The following is a 23725-nucleotide window of genomic DNA, read 5'->3' as shown; positions in this document are numbered from 1 at the left end:
ATTGTGATCACCTTTGGTAGTAACGCGGTCACCAATTCCTGTACGCAGGCCTGTGGCATTGGCTCGGCAGCCATTGGAGCAGCCGTAGCCGGCATACTGGTCATCTTAATCGGCGCATTTGTACGCGCGCCATTGACCAGAATTCCCGAAAACACCCTCAAGTTTGTAGTTGGCATCATGCTCACCACCTTCGGCACCTTCTGGACCGGCGAAGGACTGGGCATCAGCTGGATCTTCTCGGATGCCTTCCTGCTGATCCTGGCCGCCCTCTACCTGGTCACAACGCTGGCCCTGATTGGCTGGCTCAAACAAAGCAAACAACAACGGGCCACGGTCGAGCCTGCCGAGCCAGCAGTACTTGAGCATAAGTAAGTTAGGAAGAGGTAGCCATGAATATCATCAAAGCCATCTATAATTTCATTGTCGGCGACATGATCATCCTCGTCGGCGTCCTGATTCTACTGCTAGTGCTGCTCCTGATCAACAACATAGCAGCCCTGGCCTCGATCCGCATCATAAGTGGGCCGCTCTTGATCATCGCCCTGCTCGCCATCCTGGTGACCACCCTGCTGCGCGAAACAAGACCAAAAGCCTGATCGATTCTTCCCCTGATCGGAAAACACAGCAGAAAAGCATGCTGCCCTGCCAGGTAGCATGCTTTTCTGCTGTGTTTTTCGATTGGTAAGTGGTTAAATAAAGCGGCCAACGGGTGATGCCAATCGTGTAAATAGCAGTCAATGCATTTTATCTGTATAGTTTTAGCGTTACATGAGAGGCAGAAGGGATCGGCTGTATAGTTTATGAATATATTGCAAAGAAATTGGAAGTTGCTGGCGGGCTGGTGGGGATAGGGATTGTGGGGCGCGTGCTGCAACGTCAGCAAAAAATAGATATTCAGGGAAAAGTGGTGTTAATCACGGGTGGGTCGCGCGGCTTTGGGTTGGCGATGGCGGAGGAGTTCGCACGTGAAGGGGCCAGGCTGGTACTCTGCGCGCGCGATGAAGAGGAATTGCTACGCGCGCAGAGCCAGATCAAACAGTTGGGAGCAGAGGTCATCACGTTCCCCTGCGATGTAGCGCAGCCCGCCGAGGTAGAGCAGGTGATCGCCCAGGCGACAGCCCACTTTGGAGCTGTCGATGTGCTGGTAAATAACGCCGGCATAATCAGTGCTGGCCCCTGGCAAACGCTGACCCGCGCAGATTTCGAGCAATCAATGAACATAATGTTCTGGGGTACTTACAATATGACCATGGCGGTCGTGCCGCAGATGCGTGCACGTAAGAGCGGACGCATCGTCAACATTACATCCATCGGTGGCAAGGTCAGTGTTCCCCACCTCCTGGCCTACTCAAGTGCCAAATTCGCCACGGCAGGCTTCTCAGAGGGCATGCGCGCCGAGCTGGCTAAAGATGGGGTGTGCGTAACTACTGTAGTGCCTGGATTAATGCGCACAGGCTCCCAGGTCAATACGACCATGAAGGGCGAGAGTCATCGAATCGAATACTCACTCTTCACCCTGCTTGATACCTTGCCACTCTTCTCGATCAGTGCCCAGAGGGCCGCCCAATATGTGGTGCAGGCCACAAAAAAGGGTAGCGCGGAAATCATTATCACGCTGCCGGCCCAGTTACTGGCGCGTCTCAATGGCGCCTTCCCGGAGCTCGTCGCACCGCTCATGAGCCTCTCAACGCGCTTCCTGCCCTCCGGAGACGGCAAGGGAACAGAATCCTATAGCGGTCGCGAGAGCGAGACAGCAGTTACGCGCTCGTTCATCACGAGCCTGGGGCAAAAGGCCCTCACGCGACTATAATGAAACACCACAGGCATAAACTGATCAGTACAAGCCAGGGGATGCAAAGCAGACATTCGTCTCAATCCCGTTCTCTGGCTTTTTTAAAGCATATTAAAAATTCTTTATGGCTGTGAATAAATTCCTGTTGACGTTGTAGATGCTAACTGGTATTATGATCAATACCGGGTGCTTTTGGTAGCAATTTCAGCGATAAGGTAAAAAATATGCAAGAAGCACGGACGTGGCGCGAGTTATTAGGGCAGATTCTTAGTGATCCTAAAGAAAGGCAACATTTAATAGAGACGCTGAATATTACGCCCATAACATTTACACGCTGGGTCAGTGGCGAATCTGACCCCCGCCCACAAAACCTCCGCCAGCTCATCAACGCACTACCACAGAAATACCAGGAACAGATGCGTAAGCTGGTCAAAGAAGAAAAAGGGGTTGGTGAGATTGCAGCTACCCCTCAAGAAACGTCGCTGAAAGCTATTCCTGCTGAGTTTTATGCCCGCGTGCTGGTGGCACGTGCATCCACAACTGAGAATTTACGCTTCTGGTCAACCTGTCATCTCATCTTACAACAGGCGATTGGACAACTCGATCCAGAGCGCCGTGGCATGTCGATCTGGGTGGTACGCTGTATGCCACCATCTGGACCATACAAGAAGGTGCGCAGCCTGCGCGAAAGCGTTGGGCTGGGAACAGCACCCTGGATCGGGAGCCTCGAACAAAATGCCATGTTTCTGGGGGCCGAATCGCTGGCGGGCAATGTGGTGACCCTGTGCCGGCCGGGTGTGATTCAAAACCTGGATAGAGAGCACAACCTGATGCCAGCGTCGCGTGTCGACTACGAGAAAAGCGTCGCTATCTATCCTATCCTGTATGCCGGTCGTACCGCCGGCGTGTTACTGGTGTCAAGCACGCAGGTCGACTACTTTCTATCGCAGACCCGCACCGACCTGGTCCAGCAATACGCAGATCTGGTGGCGCTGGCCTTTGAGCCACAAGACTTCTACATGCCAGAAGATATCGCCCTCTGCGTCATGCCATCACATAAGCAACAGAAAGAGTACTTTGCGAAATTTCGCCAGATGGTGGCAGAAACCATGCTGCGAGCCGCCACCAAGAATCAGCCCGTCAACAATATGCAGGCCGACATGCTGGTCTGGCAAAAACTAGAGGAAGAGCTCTTACAGATTCCCGCCCGCCAGACCGTGCGCGACTATTCAGAGACCCCGGCCGTCAGCATAATTAAATTATACTGAAGATTTCCGAGGACAAAACTACGCGACAGACACCTTTTAGCGACGATTTCAATCATGAACAAGAGATCAATCCACACTGGACACAGACCTGCATAGGTACAGGCTCGCTCCAGCTAGAAGCATCCACGCTACAGATGAGGCTACCAGACAATCCTGCTGGCGACTATGCTGATGCCCAGATCGATGATTATGGCAAACTGGCCCGCGCCCAATTTCCCTGGCGTCCCCCTCTGCGTATGGAGGTGCGAGCACGCGCTTCCCATCCAGCAGCGACAGCCAGCACGGAGGCTGGCGACATGACGGTCCTGCGCGGAACGGCCGGCTTTGGCTTCTGGAATTATCCCTTCTCGGTGCGCGGCGATGCCCTGATGTTGCCCGAGGCAGTCTGGTTCTTTTATGCCGCGCCGCCATCAAATATGGCGCTTGTGCCGGGCATACCCGGCTGGGGTTGGAAGGCACAAGTCATCCATAGCATGCGCCCGGGAGCCTTGCTGGCGACGGTTCCCACGGCCCTGGCCACTGGTTGGGGACGCCTGAGCCGCAATAGCGCGCCGGCGGCACGCTGGCTGCAGAGATTGAGTGGCGCCCAGGAGGCGCTGGTAGAGGCAGAGCTGACAACATGGCACACCTATACCCTGGAGTGGAGGGCTGGCGAGGCCCGCTTCTGGGTCGATGGTATCCAGATCCTACGAGCCCCACACCCCCCAACGCGCCCACTGGGATTTGTCGCCTGGCTCGATAATCAGTATGCGGTTGCCACTCCCCAGGGGATACTGCGCTTTGGCGCCACCCCCACCGCCGAACAATGGTTCGCCATAGACCACATCAACATCCAGCCATTATAACAGGCACGAACCTTGCGGCCGCATAGAAAGCAACCGCAAGGATACTGCAGCTATTCTTTGTCGGCCAGGGGTAAGACCTCGTCGATGATGCCATACTCAAGCGCCTCTGAAGCGCTCATAAAGTAGTCGCGCTCGGTATCATGGCGGATGCGATCCAGGCTCTGTCCGGTATGCTTCTGGATGATGCCATTGATGACATCCCGGGTATACAGGATCTCCCGCGCATGGATATCGATGTCAGTGGCCTGACCGCCGATCCCACCCTGAATCAGGGGCTGGTGCATATGGATACGCGCATTGGGCAAGGAGCGGCGACGCCCTTTATCGCCAGCCAGCAGCAGGATAGTGCCAAAGCTGGCCGCGTATCCAACGCAAGTGGTACCGATCGGACAGGGCAGAGAGCGCATGGTATCATAAATGGCCAGGCCAGCCGAGATGACACCACCAGGCGAGCTGATATACATATTGATCTCACGCTCTGAATTCTCAGCTGCCAGGAACAAGAGCTGGGCCACAATCAAATTCGCCATCGTGTCCTCAACGGGACCATTGACCATAATGATGCGCTCTTTCAGCAAACGCGAATAAATGTCATAAGCGCGCTCACCACGTCCAGTATTCTCTAAAACGGTTGGAACCAACACACTAGAGTTCATCATCTATTTTCTCCTTCAAAAGCTTTTTATGCTTCAATATTTTGTCGTACAAAGTAGTAATGAACACGAGAGCCGCTGCCTGACGCACGCTCATCCAACACACTCACCATGATCCAGCCATCTTTTCCCAGCTTATTCAGCTGCTCCGCATCGGCCAGGGCATCTTCTTTGGTATTAATGGTGAGCGTATGATACTCCCACTGCGTCTGCTTAACGGGCGGACGATCATAAACCGTCGGAATTGGTAAGTATGAGCGGACCTCCGGACCTTCTAACTTCGGTGAATGAGAATGTGGTGAAAAAAACATAAACTTCTCCCCTTTGCTAACTCACTATTTCCGCGTAAACACGTTTCATATTTTTTAAGAGGTACGATGCGCCACCTGTACACCCGCACACTTGACCTACCTTGAATATATCAGGCTCATAGCCTATACTGATAGGGTATAACTATGCTGTTAGCATAGGTGAATTTTTGAGCAATGCTCTCAGCATAGGTAAAAAACATTTACGCCACATTTCTGAGGATAGAATAAAGATAAATTACTACTACAAAATGAGGTATATGCCATGGCTGATCTACAAGAAACCATTGGGCGCGTCGTACGTCAGGAACGCCAGTATCGGAACCTGACGATCAAAGAACTGGGTGAAAAAGCGGGCTTATCCGAGATTTATGTTGGTGAGATTGAGCGCGGCCAGAAATATCCATCAGCCAAGGTGCTGGAGAGCCTGGCCCATGCCCTGGGACTGGATATTGCTGAACTTTTAGAGCTAATGGCGGAAGAGATTCGGCGTGAGCGCGAACCTGAATATACTCGGGTGATTGGTTTTACCGTGCCGACGACTCCCGGACAGCCACGGCGCACAGTCGTCAAACGTATCGTCAACCTGCTGGATGATGGCGAGATTGAGAGCGTGGCTAATTTTAGTGCCTTCTTGCTCTCCAAACATCTCACCCCTCAATAATGTTAAGGGGGCAGGATTCCCATGGTTATGGGAATCCTGGTGTTTGTTTGCGTACGTGCGCTACGCGCCCGAGCCTTTTTATAGAGTTGCAGCCCCATGTGCTCCGCACATGGGGCTGCAACTCTATAAAAAGCTTCTTTATGCACTGATCCTGGTAACCAGCCAGGTGCAGCAGGTAGGATAAAAGCTGCAACTCTATAAAAAGCCTCTTTATGCACTGATCCGTTTTTGTTTTAAGGCCGCGAATTATTCAGCTGGCTGGAATGGTGGATTTAGGCGATAACGGTAGGGGTGCCTTGTTTCTTTGCACGCCATTTGGCCAGCATGGTAGTCGCCCAGCGATAGAGGAAGATGAAGAAGAACAGGTAGACTGCTCCTTCAAGATAACCTCCCAGGACATCGGTAAACCAGTGATCACCTTCCAGGATACGTGAATAACCGATCATCAGGATATCATAGACTGCGTAAAGTTGCAGCGGTAAGAGGAACCAGCGATAGCGCCACTCACGGACAGGTTTGGTGAAGCTCAGGTAGAGCAAGAAGCCATAATAGGCCATATCATGCTCAGTATGACCCGAAGGGTAGGTCGGGAACGGCACGATGGGCCCAAAGACATGGATATGATCGGTATGGGGATTGGGTCGTGGGCGACCAACCAGATCGTCGGCTACCACGTTCAGGCCAGCCGAACTCATCACGGTAACCACCAGAAAGATTGCCGCCTGCAACCAGGTCAATGGCGACTTGCCACGCAACCTGGTAACCAGCGCCATAATCAGCATAAAAGCCAACCAGAGGCCTAAGGCCACTTCAGAAGGCACTGGATTATTCAGGATACTGGGAAAAACGAATATCGCATTGACAAAGGCGGGTACATGAAAGCCCTGGATGGTCTGAGTTAAAGTCAGATCAATAGGATATGGCTTAGGGTGTCCATGCATAATAAAACAGGTAATAATGAACACGATAAGTCCAATGCACCAGATTACAAACTGGATACGGTCACGCCTCCTGGCGTCCCCGCGATCTTCGCCACCGGCAGTTCGTCGTGCCGTAGGCTGTTGTATGCCCTGGGGATTAGTAGTTGTACGCATTGTAATCCTCATCAGTTTTTTTTATGAATAATATCTATCTGCATAGAGTACGTATGGCTAAGCTCATGAGGATACAGTGTATTACAGTTAAAAAAATTTAATACAAGCAACGCAATATTTTCAGGCTGTAACCAGTTGATGCCCGGCCTGTTTCAGGGCCGTAATTGCCTGCTCAAGCTGGAATTCTTTGATCAGAATATAATCGGTATCAAAGGTAGAAATGGCAAAGATCGAGACTCCGGCCTGGGCCAGCGTATGCGACAAAGAGGCCAGAATTCCGACCAGCGCGAAATCCAATGGCCCCACAACCTTAAAGGCGCGCCAGACCTTCTCGCTACGTACACCCTGCGGAACAGCAGCGGCCTGACAGACCAGAGACAATTCATCCTCGGTCGAGGTAATCGAAAAGAAACCCGTTGGCTGCATAGCCCATATGGGTATGGGCTCCCCGGCAGCCAGCCGACACACAGCCAGTGCCACCGGCAACAAAACAAGACGCATCGCAATAAATTCTCCGTAACTACTCAGTAGCCCATGCAATGGGGAAAGGAGAACCAGCAAAAACCGCAGCAATGGCAGCAAGCATTGAGCGCCCCTGCTTGCGCATGGTTGAAAGATAGCTGCGAATGATGCAAAAAGCCGTAGCTCCATCGTCACTGCGGAAGGTTCCGGAAATCTTTTGCTGCACTTTCACCATGCGTAAATCTCGTTCGGCGAGATTGTTGGTAAAAGGCACAGACAGGTCCTCCAGAAAACCCAACACTTGATCAGCTCGCTTTAAGAGCGCATCGAGCAGATTCTTGGAGGCTTCCTGTTTTTTGCGTCCTTGTCGTTTGGGCTGCAGACTTCCTGGGGGAGGGGCTTGAGCGGCATGCGTGGCAAAGCCAGCGGCCAGAATGGCAAAATACTGGGCAAGCCACTGCTCCCGTTCGGGGGTGGGGACGGCGCTCGCTCCTTGGAGGCGCCAGCGATCAGCGGCTTGCTTCATCGCCAGCAACAGATCGAACATGGCTTGTCCCCAAGGCTGCTTCTCCTGTTCGGCGACATACAGGCAGTCGCGTAGCAGGTGGGCTCCGCAGAGGCTATGGGTACAGAGGTAGCGATCATAGCTGGACCAGCGATCATGCATGGAGCGGCCCTGATAGTGTGGCCAGATCCCAATCTGCTCCAGAGCCTGATGCCCTCGTTTGCGATGCCAGGAGTACAGGGTGAGCCAGGGAGTCGCATTGAGATGCATCCAATGCAAGATGCCTTTGACACGCATCCCGTTTCGTCAGCATGTTGCAAGGGGCTGGCCAGCAGTAAGGTTTTGATCCGCTCGATGCTCGACTCAAGGGTCTTGGCTGCCTGAGCAATCCAACGGACCAGCGTGCCTTCGGACAACTGACACCCGCACAGATCAGCAAGAGCTTCACAGGTGCGTTGCAGTGGCACCAGTTGAAAGTGGGAAAGATAGACCGCCAAGGCTTGGACCTGCGGGCCATACTGGACAGCAGCATCGACGCCTGCCGGAAAAGACGCCTGCGTCACATGCTGGCAATAGGGGCAGCAGATTGCTTGTCGGCAATGCTCCTCGACCAGCAAACGCCACGTGGGCAGATCGTGGACTTGACGGCGTTCGTTGGTGATAGCTGCCTCCTGCTCAAGAGGGTACTGACATGCTTCACAGTGCGTTGGACGATGAAGCACGACGCTATCAGGAGTCAATGCTTGCATCAGGGTATGACCGTGGTGACCGGCTTGTCCACCGGAAGTCTTGCCGCTTTTGCGCCGCTGTTTGCCAGGTTTGCGACCCAATCCATCACTGGAAGGAGGTTTACTACTATTATGACTATCTTTTCCCAATCGCCGTTCAAGCTCTTCAATGCGCAACAAGGCACCTATGAGCAATCCTTCGAGCTCTTCGATCCTGCGATCTTTCTGCTCTGCTTGCTCTTTGAATGCCTCTGCTTGCTCTTTGAGCTCTCGGTAGGCTTTCTGAAGATTTCTCACTTCTTCTTCTGTCATGCTCTTAGTTTATCAGCTTTGTCCAGCTTTTCTCAAGGTACTGAGTAGTTACAATTCTCCTTCTAAAGCGTACCTCAAAACATATTCAGCCTTATCTAACGCAACAATAAAAACGATCTGTACGTGCGGGGCTTGCCCCGCTTATAACCTTTTAGCATGAAAAAGCAGCAATAATAGGATTCTACATACATTCAATTTGACTCATATCGTTATTATTATTTCTTTTCATGCGGGTAGATATAAAGCGGGGGCAAGCCCCGCACGTACAGATCGTTTTTATTGTTGCATTTGGTGCATTGCTTTGTTCTTAAAGTAAAAGCATTGGGGGGCAGCCGCACGTACATTTTTAGAGGCGCGGGTCGACGGGTTCGCTCTCTAAGGCTATAACGCCGAAGACGCATTCGTGGACGCGTCTGAGGGGTTCATTGTGCACGAAACGTTCCAGGGATTCGATGCCCAGGGCGAATTCACGCATGGCCAGGGATCGCTTCGCTCCCAGGCCGCGCGAGCGCAGGCGGTTCAGGTTTTCCGGCACATCGTATTCCAGGCCATAGATGATGCGCAGGTACTCGGATCCACGACACTTGACGGCCGGTTGCAGCGCGCCACGTGGGCCAGAGGCGATGAACTCAAAGGGCTTCACGACCATACCCTCGCCGCCGTGGGATGTGAGTTCCGTCCACCAGGAGATGCCCTTCTCAACGCTAGCGGGCTCGTTGACATCGACGACCAGGAAAGGAGTCGCCAGCAGCAGGCGCTCATCAGCGCGGCAGATTTCGGCCAGGGTCTCCATATGCCAGACATGGTCTTTGTCGATATGCACGGTCCCCTCCGTTGCCAGGATATGGAAAGGGGCCAACTTGAGATCATCCAGGCTATTGACCGGCCAGCAATATTGGCGATAGGCGTTGACATAGCGTTCAGCCAGCCGCTGCCGCTGCTGGTAGGTATCCAGCAGCGCAGCAACTTCTACGCCGTGCTGGCGGGCCTGCTCCAATACAGAAATGGCCTGGCCCAGAGCACCACGAGAAGCAGCCCCAACCGCAGCATACTGCTTTAAGACCAGCGACTGCGCTTTAACAGACCAGGGGAGCAGTTCACAATCCAGGCACACCCAATCGGTCTCGAAACGTTCCCAGAAACCGGACGCTGCCAATGCCTCTTGTACACGCTGCAATAAAGCGGCCTCAAGCTGCGCATCATCAAAGAAACGCCGGCCAGTACGGGTATAGCAGATGCCGATGCCCTCGTTGATGACGCCGAAGCGTTTCTGAGCCACCTGCTCATCACGACAGACCACCACAATGGCCCGCGAACCCATATGCTTTTCCTCGCACACCACGCGCGCCACGCCCTGCTTACGATAATAAGCGAACGCCTCCTCAGGGTACTCCAGGAAGCCTGGTTGCTTACTGGTTTCGCTAGGCGACATAGTTGGCGGCAGATAGATTAACCACTTGGGATTGGCGGCAAAGCGGCTCATCACCTCCAGGGCGGCAATCGCATTCTCCTCCCGAATAGTCACTTTACCCTGCAGACGCGTCTCCACCAGGCGCTTCCCGGTATAATCCTGCACATCTAACAGCTCGTCGTGCTGCTGCTGGATCGACAACACAGGCTCAACCACCGGCTGCAATGGGCGCACCGGATCACAATAGGTACGTTGGGCCGCAACCGAGACCAGCTGATTTTCAGGATACTGCAGAGCTGTCAGCCTACCACCGAAGACACAGCCAGTATCGATATTGATGGTGTGGTTCAGCCAGGTAGGCTCAGGGACAGGCGTATGCCCATAGACCACCATAGCTTTACCCTGATAATCGGAGGCCCAGTTATAGCGTATCGGCAGGCCAAACTCGTCGGTCTCACCGGTCGTCTCACCATAGAGGGCAAACTCGCGCACCGCCCGCGAACCACGTCCCTGCATGGGTGCCGGCAGACCCGCATGGGCCACCACCAGCTTCCCATCATCCAGCACATAGTGGCTGATCAGCCCATCCACAAAGGTCTCGATGCGCTGCTTGAAGGCTGGCGACTCCTGCTCCAATTGCTGCAAGGTCTCAACGATGCCATGCTTCAAAGACACATCATTCCCTTTGAGCTTGCGTAAGAGTTTGACATCATGGTTGCCCGGCACACAGAAGGCATTCCCGGACGCGACCATATCCATGGCCAGCCGCAAGACGGCAGGGGTCGCCGGCCCCCGATCGACCAGGTCGCCCAGGAAGATCACCTTACGACCAGCGGGATGGGTGACCTGAAACTGCGGCTCCTGCTCGCCCTGTTTCTCTACCACATAGCCAAGCTGCTGCAACAATACTTGCAGCTCATCAAAACAGCCATGCACATCGCCAATGATATCGAAGGGACCATGCTCATGCTTCAGATTATTCCAGAGCGGCTGGCGCTCGATCTCCACCTCTGCGATTTGCTGCGGCGAAGAGAGCGTCACAATATGTCTGAAACCCTCAGTTTTGAGACGACCTAACGACTTGCGCATCTGGGCTGCTTGCATCCGAATAACGTGAGGACCAAATTGCCGGTCCGCACGCCCATGATTGCGCTCATGGCACAGGCTCTCCGGCACATTAAAGACGATGGCGCTCACCAGGCAGTGATATTCCCGGGCCAGGGCCATCAAAGCCTTGCGTGCCTCGGGCTGGACATTGGTGGCATCGATGACCGTCAACCTACCAGCCGCCAAACGTTTGGCGGCGATAAAGTGCAACACCTCAAAGGCATCAGGGGTCGCCGACTGATCATTTTCGTCGTCGGCCACCAGGCCACGACAATAGTCAGAGGAAATGACCTCGGTCGGCTTGAAATGCGTACGGGCAAAGGTAGATTTGCCAGAGCCAGATGGACCAATTAAGACTACCAGCGAAAATTCTGGGATTGTGATCTTCATCTAAGTACCTCGAAGCTATGCGACGGATTCATGACGCGAGAAGACACCCATTTGCGAAGGGGCGCCCACCTCAGCATCCTCGGGACCAACAGGAGAGAACTGGACCTGATAGCCGAAGCGCTCGGCAATCTGGCGCGACCAATCCTGAAACTGTTCGCGCGTCCATTCAAAGCGGTGATCCTGGTGGCGAAACTTGCCGGATTCAAGGGTCTCGTATTTAACGTTATACTCGGCGTTAGGCGTGGTAATCACTACCGTAGCGGGGTGGGCAAACTCAAACAACACCCGCTCAAACGCACTGAGTCTGGATGGGTCCAGATGCTCAATCACCTCAACCACGGCGGCCGCGTCATAGCCTTCCAGGCGCTTATCTCGATAGGTCAGGGCTCCATGCGCCAGCGTAATGCGCTCACGCTGGCGCGGCGACATGCGTGCCAGGTGCAAACGCTTCTGGGCCAATTCCAGAGCCTGATAAGAAACATCCAGCCCCAAAATATGCTCAAAGCTCTTCTCTTGCAGCAGCTTCTTGAGCAGGCGCCCCTCGCCACAGCCCAGGTCGAGCACACGCCGGGCTCCACTCTGCTTAACCACCTCAAACGCGGCCAACAGGCGCTGCTCATGCAAGTTCACGCGCTTTTTCGTGCTCTTCTCCTGACCCGTTTCAGAGCCAGCTTGCTCTTCCAGCACCTCAGTTGCAGGGACAGACTGTGTCTCTATAGCCTCGGCCTCGCTCGTCTCTTCGCTCACGGCCTCTATCTCGCTAGCCTCTTCATCACTCTGGGCCGCCTCAATCACCAGGCGCTCCAGGGCCTCCTGTGTCAGATCATGCTTGTGGCGCAGATAGTTATAAGCAATACGCCGGCGCTCAGGATGCTTTTCGAGCCAGCCCTGGCCGCGCTGCAACAGCTTATTGACCTCATCATCGCCGATCCAATAGTGCTTGGCATTATCCAGCACCGGAATCAAGACATAGAGATGGGTCAACAGCTCGCTCAACCGACAGGTAGCGCTCAAGGTCACTGTAAAATAAGGGCTATCCCCCCATTCCGGATGGAGCTCATCCAGGGGATGCTGGACCACCTCCACGGTATAGCCCAGCGGCTCGAATAGACGTCGCAACCACTCCTCACCATCACGACAAGGGACGACCGCGAGTTGCGCCTGGAGCGGTAGCGGGGTCACAACCAGCTCAGGACGCTGCTTACAACGTCCATTGAGGGCCGTACCAAATACATCAGCCAGCGCCACACTCAGGAATGACGACGCCACATAAGGCCGATCATTGACATACTGATCCATGGCCATCGCGTTACCCTTGTTACGCACAAGATTTACCGCATCGATATCTAATAGTAGAGCAGCCGTGCAGCGCTGCTCGGTGGCTTCAGGATAAAAAACATGGGCCTGGCCAAAATTCAAATCAAAGCTCTGCACCCGTGCGGGATTCTTATGCAGCAGATAGCCAAGCTCGGTAGCGGGCTGATACGTGGTCGAAATTGTCAGCAACATAGGCAGGTATCCTTACCCATTTCTACGTACACCATACAGTGGTTGAAGTATAATTTTGCGTATAGATATACACATGAGATTATTGCATTATAACAAAATCCAATTTATGCGTATAGAGGAACATTTACCTGAAAGGACAAACAAAGACCGAAACGATAAGCAGCAAGAAAAGCGAATCGCATAGGTTCGGGGCTTGTCCCCGATTGCCGCCCTCCGCAGAGCCGGCGGCCCCATATCCCAGCGATGGAGTTCCTCATCTTATGATCCTTTCCTCCATGTGGTGCCCAAAAGGATGGTCCGTGTTTGGGTACCGCGTGGACCGAGGTGTCAGAGACAAGCAACCGGCTGGTGAGGATACCGGGCCGCCCTACCGGGGCGGCAATCGGGGACAAGCCCCGAACCTATACGCGTCGTTGTTATTGCTGCGTTGACGGGTGGGGAGGTTAGAAGCGGGGCAAGCCCCGCACGTACATTTAGAGGAGGGGGCCGGCAGGTCTTAGGAGGGGCCGGCAGGTCTTAGGAGGGGCCGGCGTCACCTATGAGGTGGAAGGCGGCCCAGAAGTAGGGGTGGACACGATAAGGGTGGGCGGAGGCGCGGGCACGGGCGATGAAGACGCGCTGGGCATAGGCGAGGGCGGTCGATTTGCCGGCTCCGCCAAGGAGGGCCTGGTAAAAAAGCTCCATTAGTTCGGCGCTACTGGCATCGTCTACCTTCCAGAGCGTGGGTAGCAATGAGGCGGCTCCAGCATAGAGGAAGCCACGGCCCAGACCAATTACTTCGTCGAGTCCGCCGACGACCGCGCGGCCGGTTTCACAGGCGCTCAAGACAAGCAGCGAACATTGGGCGAGATTAAGATTAAAGACTTCAATGGTACTGAGCTGACGATCAGCCAGCTGGATGTGGGAGAAGTTGGGCGCATCCAGGCGGAAGAGGCCATGGGCGGCAATATGCACCACAGGGCTAACAGGACCGCGTTGCCAGAGCAGGGCAGCCGTGGCATCCTGGTTGAGCGCACAGGTGACCTGGAGCTGGCGTGCCACCGTTTGCGCCTCCTGAATAGCATATCCCAGACGGCCACTATCCGATAACCCCATCACCAGAGATTGCTGCAGAGGAATATGCCGTTCCAGAACCGATTGTCCACGGCGCCGACAGATATCCATCAGGGTCGCGGAAGGCAGGTAAGAGATCTCCGCCTTCTCAATCACAAAGCGCGCGCCATCATACAGGCAATGAAAAGGGATATAGTGCAGCATGCCATAAGGGACAATCACCAGGTGGCGGCAGGACTGCAAGAGATCAGCAAGTGGGAGCAAGAGCAGATCATAGAAACGTTTAAGCAGGCCCAGACTATTGTCTTGCAGGCTCAGAAAAGCCTGGGCCTGATCGGCCGTGTTGGCCGCCTGCCCGGAGAGATCCAGGTTGGTACGCCAGAGTGAATAGAGCCGCTCCAATTGGGGGACCGCCCCCGGCACGCTACGCATAGTCATACCACTGGCAGTGAGATAAAAGACGTAGAGATCCTGATCCGAGAGATAGTATTCGAGCAGAAAGGTACCGGGCGGTAATTTCTTGCCCAGCGCAGAAGCATCTGCATGCAGTAAATTGGCGCGTGGACGCGAGACGAGCGAGCCCGCCGAACGCAATTGTATCTGCTCAAATAACTGCTCGATACGCCGCTCACGCTTTTGCATCTCCTGGCGAGCCGTAGCGGGATCAACCGAGCGAATACGCATAATCGCCGTATCACTCAGATTAGACTCATCCTCAGTATGGTAGACAATCGAGCTAAACCAGGCCTGCTCCTCACGGGCCTTGACCAGAGCATCCAGAATATCCTCGCTCATACGATCATCGGCGCGCACGCGAATATCGATATTATGGCGCAGATAATCGCCCAGGACGCGGGACTTAGCCTTCTCAACATAGGCCAGGGCCTGTTCAACCCGGCCACGGTGCAAGGCAAGCACAATCGCCCGTTGATAAATATCGCGCTTATTCTCCAGGAAACTGGTACGCTCATCCAGCACCAGGCGGCTCTGCACATCATCGATACCCTGGATGGCCCGATCATAATGGTCAGCGGCCCCATCCAGATCCTCGCGGCGCTCGGACAACTGTCCCAGCAAATCAAAACAGCGATACTGTAGCTCCAACAGACCCTGACCCTGGGCCACATCCAGGGCCTGGGTACATAGATCCTGGGCCATCAAGATATCGCCGCGCGCATCCGCGATGCGACCTTGCAGCAAGATCGCCTGCGCCAGGCGCGGCAGATCTTCTTGCTCAGCAAAGATATCCGCCACATGCTCAACCTCACGCGCACTGGCGTCGACCTGCTGATCAGCAAAATATAATTCAGCCCGCTGCAAACGGGCCAGGATCGCCAGGCGATGAAAGCCACCCTCCTCTAACAATTGGCTGGCTTCATGCAACATCTCTTCCGAAGCCCGCATATCATCCAACAGAATGGCCGCGGCAGCCTTATGCATCAGGGAACGAGCAAGATTGTGGCGTTGCGAGGGCGAGGAACGGAAATACTCAATCGTCTCACTGGCCAGATCATACGCCTCACGGGCACGATTAAGCCGTACAAGACACAGGCACATCTGCTGCGCTACTTCATAGGCCGCAAAAACAATCTTATGGCGTTGAAAACGCTCGCGGCTCTGATTATAGAGCAAGAGCGCCTGGCTATAGCGACCCTGTGCCGCATAGATATCCGCGATATTTAATTCTTCGCGGGCCACCGCGATCTCTTCCCTCTCACCATAGCGGGCAAAAGTTGTGCGCGCCTGTTCATGGAGAGCGACCGCTTCACGGAACTTACCCTGGGCCGCCAGGGTAAGGGCTTTATTTCCCTGCGCACGAGCCAGGTGAAGATCAACCTTATCACCATGCAACACATATGTCTCAATGGCCCGATCAAAAAGATGCAAAGCCTGCTCATAGCGACCAAGCTCAAAATTAATGATCGCCGCATTAGCATCGATCTGACCGGCCCGCAACAACTTCCCATGGCGCATAAAAATGGCCCGCGCCTTCTCAGCATCCTGGAGCGCCTCGGTAGTGCGATTGAGGCCCAGGCAAGCATTGATACGCCCAAATCGCGTCCTGGCCCAGCTCACCTCATCGCTGATTGAAATGAACTCCTCGCCAGCAGCATCAAAAAACGGCAGCGACTCCTGATTGCGACCCAGGCGGCGTAAGGCATCCCCACGCGCCATCAAGCCCAGGGCATGGTAATACGTATTTTTAGTGCTATCGCCGATCAGCAAAAGATAGCCCGAGAGCGTAAGTGAACGCTCGGCATCCACATTCCAGCTCCGGTCGGTCTCTTTCTTCAGGGTATAGACCAACCGATCCAGGGCCGGCGTACTAAAAAAGGGGAGGTGTGCCTGCAACAATTGTCGGCCTTGTTCTTCATTCATGCCGACCAATGCCGCGACCAGATCTTGAGGAGTCATAGTATTATCAACTTATCTAGTGTCGCTGTGTGTGTCCCCTATGATCTTCCATTTTAAAAGAGGTTGTTATACCTCTTCAATTCCCGCCTTCGGCGGGAGGAGGGAGAGAGGTTTGTTGGGGACACCCCAAACCCCGGCAGGAGGGGCTAGCCGCCCCTCCTGCACCTCCCGGCTTTTATTTGTCGGCGGAAGGGGGGATTTAGCCCTCCTGCACCTCCTGGCTTTACGGCCCTGCGAGAGTAGCTACGGCACCGCTAGCGAATCGATGACGACGATACCGTCGGGTAAGCGTAACTCCATAGTGTAGGTGGTGGGTTGCAGGACGGGAAAGATGATATTTCCCAACTCATCGATATGCTGAGTCTGCACGACACCCTCACCGGTCAGGAGTCGGGCCGGCATGCCCTGTAAGGCATCAATCGCTTCGCCCTGGCGCGTGACCAGTCCAATCAACTGCAGGGCGCCTCGCTGCCTGGCGCTACTTTCAAGCTGCAACGAGATACTGACATCCTCGGCCAGGTAATTACGCGGCCAGGATAAGCCCGATTGAGCCACACTACGCTGATAGGCAAAGCCCGGTTGCGCTGGCTGCAATAGAGCAGCGATACGTCGTACGCCCTCAAATGTCTGCTCACGTACTTGCTCAATGCTGCGCTTGATATGTTGTACCGGCTGATACAGATGGCGTGGCATGTGCATAGGCCTGACCTCAACCCGCGCACTTGCCACAGGTAGTGGATCAGTAGCCAAAAAGTTGGTAAGCGTCACCATTTCGGCAGAACAAAGCACACACATATCCAGGTGCGTTTGAACGCTTACGGCCTGATCATTATCTAACAGCCCTAAAGCAAAATCACCGAGCACCTGGTTGGGCGGGCAATCCCAGCGATACAGTTGATGGGTCAGCTTGCGCTCCATACCGCGATATATTGCCAGCTGCGAAGAACATTTTTGACAGCGCGCAAGGTGCTCTACGACCGCGGGCCGCACTTTTTCGCCCTCTAGGTAGGCAATGAGCTCTTCACTGCTAATAGCACCTGGTTCACGACACTCCATGAGCTTTTCCTCTATATCAACATAGGCTACAGGTTCAGCACATTTCTCCCTCCCCCAGCGGGATCGTCCGTATATAGGTAGAACGGTAGAGACCACGTATGCGAATACAAGATATATACGCCAATGCTCCCTACAAAGCTGAAAAACCTGGAAGAAGACCTTTTGTCTGTTACTTCATCAAAATAAACGAGCCTGTTCGCACTTTTCGGACCCGATTTGAGGTCCACTTTTAGATTCATTTAGAAATGTATCTAAGAACTCACAATTATTGTAAATTCTAGCGATGAAAAAGAGCCCGCAGGCGTCGATTGCGACGCAGGCGTTCCAGAACATTACGCTTAATACGGTATACATCATCGACCGATGTAAAAAAGCGTGGATGCTGCGCACTTATCTCCCCTGGTTTCATACCATGAACATAGGCCTCATATATAAGTATACGCTCATCCTCGCTACGTACTTCTTCAAGAATAATCTTCCAGAGATCTTGTGCTGAGAGATTGGCAACCACATCTTCAGCGGGATCGTCACTGGCCGGCTCATGCTCGATAGACTCCAGCGTATCTTCATACTGGCGCGACTGGCGTATGCGAACCTCATCAGCAACCACGCTATGTACACACATTTTAAGATATTTCAATATAGCAGCTAATGAATCAAAATTGCCAATTTTGGCCGGGGTCAACGCCTGCGCGAACTTGGCAAAAGCCGCATTAACCAGTGGGGCCGCGCCATCCTGGCCTAAAATTGGCGTGGCACTCTGGTGTTGCGACACCCAGGTCAGGACAAGAGGCGCATACTGTTGATAAATGCACTCCCATGCTCCTTCGTCTCGATAGATAATCGCGCGACGAAATAATTCAAGGCAATAACGATCATTAGAGACGCTCTGCTTCAGAAATTTGTTGGTCTCCTCTGAGCAATAACGAGCCAGCTCGTTAATTGAAAGTAGCTCAGTTTGTGGCGCATTGTCACCCTGTCCTCTCAGATCAGACTGTGAGTCAGATGGCTGAGAGAGGTTGTGAGACTCCATCGGCAATAGCTCCCTGCTTCCAGACTACTACATATTTTACGGCTACAGACTGCTACACGCGTCTATGAGCATAGTACCGGATAAATAAGGTTACAAACCTGTGATTGGTCAGCAATACATCTCTAAGATGTTTTCACTTATTATCGCACGTTTGAGGGTCTATAGCCACACGCTGATGTTATATAATGTTTATTCAAAACAGAATATGCAAGATTTATTGTCTACAACTTAAATTACTCAGCAAATAAAGGATAATAGTACCGTTTATTAGGTGATTTTGCTCAACAAAATGAAAAAATTGTCACAATTTTCGTTCTTTATGCTATGCTTGTATAATCTTTCAATAGATACGACCTTTAAGGTTAGACATGCTTAGAGACGGAGCAAGACGCTCATGGCATCACGACGTGGCATCGCAACAGATCAATTAATGAATGTAATTCAGGTTCTTCAGCTCGGGCGCAAAACCGGGCAACTCTCCATTGAGCGAGGAGAAGAACCACAAAGAGAGTGGGGAGAGATCACTTTTTCTCAGGGTCATATCACATCCGCACAAAGTGGACAGCTTGAAGGTCAGACTGCACTGGATTGGCTCAAAACCTGGGGCCCATGCCGTTTTATCTTTGTTAATACTAACACAGATAAAGGTACCGGGCCAATGGCCAACATTCAAATGTCCCCGGCAACCAACCCATCATTACCAGCGGTCCGCCCATCCATTACTCAACCATTACCCGGCGACTTCCGACAACGTCCAACGACCGGATCGATGCCCGCGATACCAGTAACACCAGGAGCTCCGTCCATACCTGTTGGTCCTGGTGATCCTCGTCGTACCTGCTCAGCTGAAGAAGGCATGCGCAGATTAGCCCGGGCCAATCTTCCGCGTCACTACCGTCACTTATACCTATTGATTGACGGAAATAGATCATTCATTGAACTCGTTCGTTTGACGGGACGGCCGCCTGGAGAAGTGCAGCAACTTCTTCATGATCTAGAACGCATTGGCATTATTTACTTATCGTAGTTGAAATAAAGGACATAATACACCATGGCACAGAAAGACATACAGGCAAAAAGGCAAGGAGGGCTTCCATTATCTCTGCGCATCTCGATCGGCTATGTTTTCGCTGCGATCATACCGCTCGTGCTAGTGATTGTATTTATCCTGGTACAAACACGCCCAACCTTGCTCAGGCAAGCTAATGACACGATGACCAGTGACTCACAAACACGTGTGCAGTTGATTGACACTTATTTTAATGAACGCAAGCTGGATGCCCTGGCCCTCACGCAGGTGCCCAGCGTCCAGACCTTTATGGCACTTGATCCTGCTACAACCCCACCTCTGATATATAAAGACGGCCTGATACACGCTACGTTTGCCTTGCAAGCAGGCTTGAGCCGCAGTAAGGACTATAGTTACTGGGCGCTCTTTAATACAAAGGGCAACTTAATTCAATCCTATCCCAAAGGAACGCCCAAACGTGGTGATACATATATTACGCCCGATCAGCTAACAAGCATTAAAACGGGCAACACAATTATTTCGCCGGTCTACTATGATCCCGGAGCCAAAGTCGCATCCGTTGATATCTATGCTCCTATTACTTCTTTTCCCACACCCAATGTCAAAACCCAGTTTGTGGGTTTTATGCGCGCAACGCTGAAAATGGATTACATCTGGAAAGAGATCGTGCAAAAGGATGTCGGCATCCATGGCAAGGGCAGCTACGCCTTCATCGTGGATGAGAATGGCGTGATCATTGCCGATACCAACCCGGACCGCTTGTTTACCAGTATCAAACCGCTGAGCCAGACGGTGCAAGGACAGATTATGCAACAGCAGCGCTATGGCTCACAATCACAAATAAACGGACCCTACGATACGGCCATCGGGGACCATACAAATAACCTGAACACCGCCGAAATATTTCAGGCTAAACCGGCGGGACAGCAAGATGACTTTGAAATCGTGCGCCAGCCAACCACGGTGGTGCCCTGGCAATACTTCGTGCTGAGCCCGGTCAATAGTGTTACTGACATCGCCAATCAGCAGCGAGATAATATTTTCTGGCTGGCTGGCCTGGCCGCCCTGGTGGTAGCTATTGGTGGTTTATTCGTCGGCCTGGGCATCTCACGCCCAATTATGCGTGCGGTAGAACGCCTGCGCGAAAACAGCCAGGCACTAAACATCCTGGCCCAGAGCCAGCAAGATGCCGCCGGTGAGCAGGTCTGGGTGGTGGATTCCTCACAGGTCGGCTTACAATCGGTACAATATTATACCGATGCCGCCAAGGTGGCCTCGGAGAAGCTAACCAACACCACTATGTTGCTTAAGCAGCACCGAGGACAGTTGCCACCAGCGCAGGCTGACCAGGCACTGGATGAGATCATGCGCTCGTCGCAATACCTGGTCAATGCACTGGAATACCAGAATGCCAGCAACCAGAAGCTAGCGACCGCCCTCAAAGTAGCGACCCAGGTAACCGAGCAGTTGCAGACCGGTGCAACCTCAGCTACCGATGCCGCCGAACAGCTCGAACAGGTCGTACAAGAACTACGCTCGGTGGTCGGACGTTAATTAGCCGGACATGCTTTTCAGACAAAGAAAACCCCCTCCTCGCGATAAGCGGGGAGGGGTTTTCTTTGTCTGGTTGTTTATTCGCCGTAGGGAACCCAGATGTTCTTTACCTGGGTTGCTTCGCGCAGGAATTCCTGGCCTTCGCCCTGGATGCGTTCCAGCCAGTTGCGGGAACGGCCGTAGTTGACCCAGGTGCGCTTCATGTTGCTGGTGGAGGCCAGCTCGACGGCTTTCGAGCCTTCCGCGCTACCAAAGTACCACATAGAGTTAACGTCATGGTGCTCGGCCAGGACCTTGCTGAGCACTTCACGATCGCCAGTGACGATGTTGATGACTCCCGCCGGGACATCTGAGGTCTCAAAGATCTGGTAGCAGTCGGTGGCACTGAATGGCGCACGTGACGATGGGATGGTGACGACGGTATTGCCCATAGCGATCGCCGGTGCCACCAGCGAGATAAAGCCCAGCAGCGGGTATTCGTCCGGACAAGCCTGACCAATCACGCCAATGGCCTCTTTCATCGCCAGCACCGCGCCACGCATTGGCGGCAGGTGAACGCTCCCCTCGAACTTATCGGTCCAGGCCGCGTAAGTAAAGAGGCGGGAGAGGCTGGTCTGAACCTCATTGAGGGCATCGGCATAGCCGCGACCGGTCTGGGCCACGATGCGCTGCGCGAACTCGGTCTCACGCGCCCCCAGGTTCTCAGCAATATAGTAGAGGATCTGGGCACGATTATGCGCCGAGCTGCCACTCCAACCACTGGCCTTGTGCGCAGCCTCAACGGCATTACGAATATCTTTGCGATTCCCCTCGCCGACCTCGCCCAGCACACGGCCCGAGGGCGCGGTAATCGTCAGGCTATAGCCGGAGTCCGGGCGCGCCTGCTTACCACCAATAAACAGCTTGGGTGTACGATCAATGGGCGGGAAACCATGCTCATCGCGCAGGTCCACGGAGGTAAATTCCTCCAGGGCATCCGTGTGCACAGCTCCATTAGCGCTCGCCTGCCGCTCTTCCGCGCTGGCCGCTTTTGAGCCAACGGAGTGACCATGAGCACCGAACCATGCCGGCTTCACATACTCATAGAGGCCCTCTTTACCGCCTTCACGGCCATAGCCACTCTCTCGATAACCACCAAAACCACAGCTGGCATCGAACAGATTGGTGCTATTAATCCAGACACTCCCGCTTTCACTTTAGGAGCGATATCTAGCGCCAGATTAATGTTGTCGCTCCAGATACTGGCAGCCAGTCCATAGCGGGTATTGTTGGCAATCTCAACCGCTTCTGCGGGTGTTCTGAAAGTGAGGGTTACCAGAACCGGGCCAAAGATTTCCACCTGAGCAAGCGTTGAGGCAGGTGAGACATTGGTAAAAAGGGTGGGCGGGAAGAACGAACCATCGGTCGGGCAACTGGTGGACGGTTGCCACAACTGGGCCCCCTCTTTCACACCAATGTCAACCAGGCTCTGAATCTCCTCACGCTGTCCCGGTGAGACAATTGCTCCAATATCCATGGTCTTATCCAATGGATCTCCGATGCGCAAGTTCTCCATGCGGGCCCGTAGCTTCTTGATCAGGCGCTCGGCGATATTTTCCTGCACCAGCAGACGAGAGCCGGCGCAACAGACCTGGCCCTGATTGAACCAGATGGCGTCAACCACACCCTCAACCACGCTATCCAGGTCGGCATCATCAAAGACGATAAAGGGAGACTTACCACCCAGTTCGAGCGAGAGCTTCTTACCGCTACCGGCGGTAGCCTGGCGGATACTGCGCCCCACATCGGTCGAGCCGGTAAAAGCGATCTTATCGATATCGGGATGATTGACCAGCGCATCGCCAGCCTTGGAGGCCTCACCGGTAACGATGTTGACAACCCCGGCGGGCAGGCCCACTTCCTGCATAATCTCGGCAAACTTCAACGCGGTCAGCGAGGTATAGCGGGCAGGCTTCAGGACAACGGTATTGCCCATGGCCAGGGCGGGCGCGATCTTCCAGGCCCAGCATCAAGAGAGGGAAGTTCCAGGGGATGATCTGTCCCACCACGCCGACCGGCTGATAATCAGGCAATTCCGCCTCCATCAGCTGGGCCCAACCGGCATGATAATAAAAGTGGCGAGCCACCAGGGGAATATCGATATCGCGCGTCTCACGAATGGTCTTACCATTATCCAGCGCCTCCAAGACCGCCAGCAGGCGGCCATGCTTCTGGATATGGCGCGCAATGGCGTATAAATAGCGGGCGCGCACATGGCCCGGAGTCTTGCTCCAGGAAGTAAAGGCCTTACGGGCTGCCGCCACAGCTTTATCCACATCGGCCTTATCGGCCGCAGCGATCTGCGTTAAAGCCTTACCGGTGGCAGGATTCCTGCTCTCAAAATAGGTCTCATTAGCCGGCTTGACCCATTGATTGTTGATGAACAACTGAAATGGCTGATGCTCTTTCATCCAGGCCAGCGCAAGGGAAGAGGCCTCTGGTGCCGGACCATATTCCATCGTCTCAAAAATTTCCATGATACTCATACTTTATCTCC

The 23725-nt window shown here is 53.7% G+C and carries 18 protein-coding genes and 2 pseudogenes; 8 read left to right on the top strand and 12 right to left on the bottom strand.

Annotated elements, in window-relative coordinates:
* The first annotated feature begins 3 nt into the window (after window positions 1-3).
* The 5 genes from EL645_RS41225 to EL645_RS21115 all read left to right on the top strand — a co-directional run bounded on the left by EL645_RS41225 (window position 4) and on the right by EL645_RS21115 (window position 3905).
* Window positions 4-372, top strand: coding sequence for a hypothetical protein (locus EL645_RS41225; protein ID WP_218031947.1), 369 nt, complete (start codon window positions 4-6; stop codon window positions 370-372).
* A gap of 17 nt (window positions 373-389) precedes the next feature.
* Window positions 390-596 carry a hypothetical protein gene (locus EL645_RS21130; protein WP_126552340.1) on the top strand — a complete coding sequence of 69 codons (207 nt, stop codon included), beginning with the start codon at window positions 390-392 and terminating at the stop codon, window positions 594-596.
* Between the two features lie 224 nt (window positions 597-820).
* A complete protein-coding gene (locus EL645_RS21125) occupies window positions 821-1810 on the top strand; it encodes an SDR family NAD(P)-dependent oxidoreductase (RefSeq protein WP_218031946.1) in 990 nt (329 codons plus the stop codon).
* A gap of 206 nt (window positions 1811-2016) precedes the next feature.
* A complete protein-coding gene (locus EL645_RS21120; protein ID WP_126552338.1) occupies window positions 2017-3060 on the top strand; it encodes a GAF domain-containing protein in 1044 nt (347 codons plus the stop codon).
* A gap of 134 nt (window positions 3061-3194) precedes the next feature.
* A complete protein-coding gene (locus EL645_RS21115; RefSeq protein WP_126552337.1) occupies window positions 3195-3905 on the top strand; it encodes a hypothetical protein in 711 nt (236 codons plus the stop codon).
* A gap of 50 nt (window positions 3906-3955) precedes the next feature.
* Here the strand turns inward: EL645_RS21115 and EL645_RS21110 are convergent, their stop codons facing one another.
* Together EL645_RS21110 and EL645_RS21105 are read right to left on the bottom strand one after the other, a co-directional pair.
* The gene (locus tag EL645_RS21110; protein ID WP_307720563.1) at window positions 3956-4564 is read right to left on the bottom strand and encodes an ATP-dependent Clp protease proteolytic subunit; all 609 of its coding nucleotides are present in this window, start codon (window positions 4562-4564) and stop codon (window positions 3956-3958) included.
* Between the two features lie 23 nt (window positions 4565-4587).
* Window positions 4588-4869 (bottom strand): hypothetical protein, encoded by a 282-nt coding sequence (locus EL645_RS21105; protein WP_126552336.1) that lies wholly within the window; start codon window positions 4867-4869, stop codon window positions 4588-4590.
* Window positions 4870-5131: 262 nt separating this feature from the next.
* Between EL645_RS21105 and EL645_RS21100 the strand changes: the two genes are divergently transcribed.
* The gene (locus EL645_RS21100; protein ID WP_126552335.1) at window positions 5132-5530 is read left to right on the top strand and encodes a helix-turn-helix domain-containing protein; all 399 of its coding nucleotides are present in this window, start codon (window positions 5132-5134) and stop codon (window positions 5528-5530) included.
* 272 nt (window positions 5531-5802) lie between these two features.
* Here the strand turns inward: EL645_RS21100 and EL645_RS21095 are convergent, their stop codons facing one another.
* The 9 genes and pseudogenes from EL645_RS21095 to EL645_RS21060 all read right to left on the bottom strand — a co-directional run bounded on the left by EL645_RS21095 (window position 5803) and on the right by EL645_RS21060 (window position 18605).
* Window positions 5803-6624: a phosphatase PAP2 family protein gene (locus EL645_RS21095; protein ID WP_161977549.1), complete on the bottom strand. Its 822-nt coding sequence runs from the start codon at window positions 6622-6624 to the stop codon at window positions 5803-5805.
* A 120-nt stretch (window positions 6625-6744) separates the two neighbouring features.
* Complete coding sequence (locus EL645_RS21090; protein WP_126552333.1) at window positions 6745-7125, bottom strand: ACT domain-containing protein; 381 nt, start codon at window positions 7123-7125, stop codon at window positions 6745-6747.
* Between the two features lie 19 nt (window positions 7126-7144).
* Window positions 7145-7861 (bottom strand): IS66 family transposase, encoded by a 717-nt coding sequence (locus EL645_RS44375; protein WP_281276347.1) that lies wholly within the window; start codon window positions 7859-7861, stop codon window positions 7145-7147.
* Window positions 7862-7947: 86 nt separating this feature from the next.
* Window positions 7948-8631, bottom strand: a pseudogene (locus EL645_RS44370) (DUF6444 domain-containing protein); the annotation flags it as partial.
* A 346-nt stretch (window positions 8632-8977) separates the two neighbouring features.
* Window positions 8978-11539 (bottom strand): polynucleotide kinase-phosphatase, encoded by a 2562-nt coding sequence (locus EL645_RS21080; RefSeq protein WP_126552332.1) that lies wholly within the window; start codon window positions 11537-11539, stop codon window positions 8978-8980.
* Between the two features lie 15 nt (window positions 11540-11554).
* Window positions 11555-13048, bottom strand: a complete 1494-nt coding sequence (locus EL645_RS21075; RefSeq protein ID WP_126552331.1) for a 3' terminal RNA ribose 2'-O-methyltransferase Hen1 — start codon at window positions 13046-13048, stop codon at window positions 11555-11557.
* 516 nt (window positions 13049-13564) lie between these two features.
* Window positions 13565-16516 (bottom strand): CHAT domain-containing protein, encoded by a 2952-nt coding sequence (locus EL645_RS21070; protein WP_126552330.1) that lies wholly within the window; start codon window positions 16514-16516, stop codon window positions 13565-13567.
* Window positions 16517-16759: 243 nt separating this feature from the next.
* Window positions 16760-17572, bottom strand: a complete 813-nt coding sequence (locus EL645_RS21065) for a hypothetical protein (RefSeq protein WP_126552329.1) — start codon at window positions 17570-17572, stop codon at window positions 16760-16762.
* Window positions 17573-17849: 277 nt separating this feature from the next.
* Window positions 17850-18605 (bottom strand): RNA polymerase sigma factor, encoded by a 756-nt coding sequence (locus EL645_RS21060; protein ID WP_126552328.1) that lies wholly within the window; start codon window positions 18603-18605, stop codon window positions 17850-17852.
* 394 nt (window positions 18606-18999) lie between these two features.
* Here EL645_RS21060 and EL645_RS21055 point away from each other — a divergent pair, with 394 nt between their 5' ends.
* Window positions 19000-19632: a DUF4388 domain-containing protein gene (locus tag EL645_RS21055; RefSeq protein WP_126552327.1), complete on the top strand. Its 633-nt coding sequence runs from the start codon at window positions 19000-19002 to the stop codon at window positions 19630-19632.
* A 24-nt stretch (window positions 19633-19656) separates the two neighbouring features.
* Complete coding sequence (locus EL645_RS21050; protein ID WP_126552326.1) at window positions 19657-21189, top strand: PDC sensor domain-containing protein; 1533 nt, start codon at window positions 19657-19659, stop codon at window positions 21187-21189.
* Window positions 21190-21266: 77 nt separating this feature from the next.
* Here the strand turns inward: EL645_RS21050 and EL645_RS45600 are convergent.
* Window positions 21267-23714 (bottom strand): annotated as a pseudogene (locus EL645_RS45600) (aldehyde dehydrogenase family protein).
* Between the last annotated feature and the right edge of the window lie 11 nt (window positions 23715-23725).

Source organism: Dictyobacter kobayashii (assembly GCF_003967555.1).
Lineage (GTDB): Bacteria > Chloroflexota > Ktedonobacteria > Ktedonobacterales > Ktedonobacteraceae > Dictyobacter > Dictyobacter kobayashii.
Note: the sequence above shows the minus strand (reverse complement) of the source record. Positions and strands in the feature narration are given on the sequence as shown.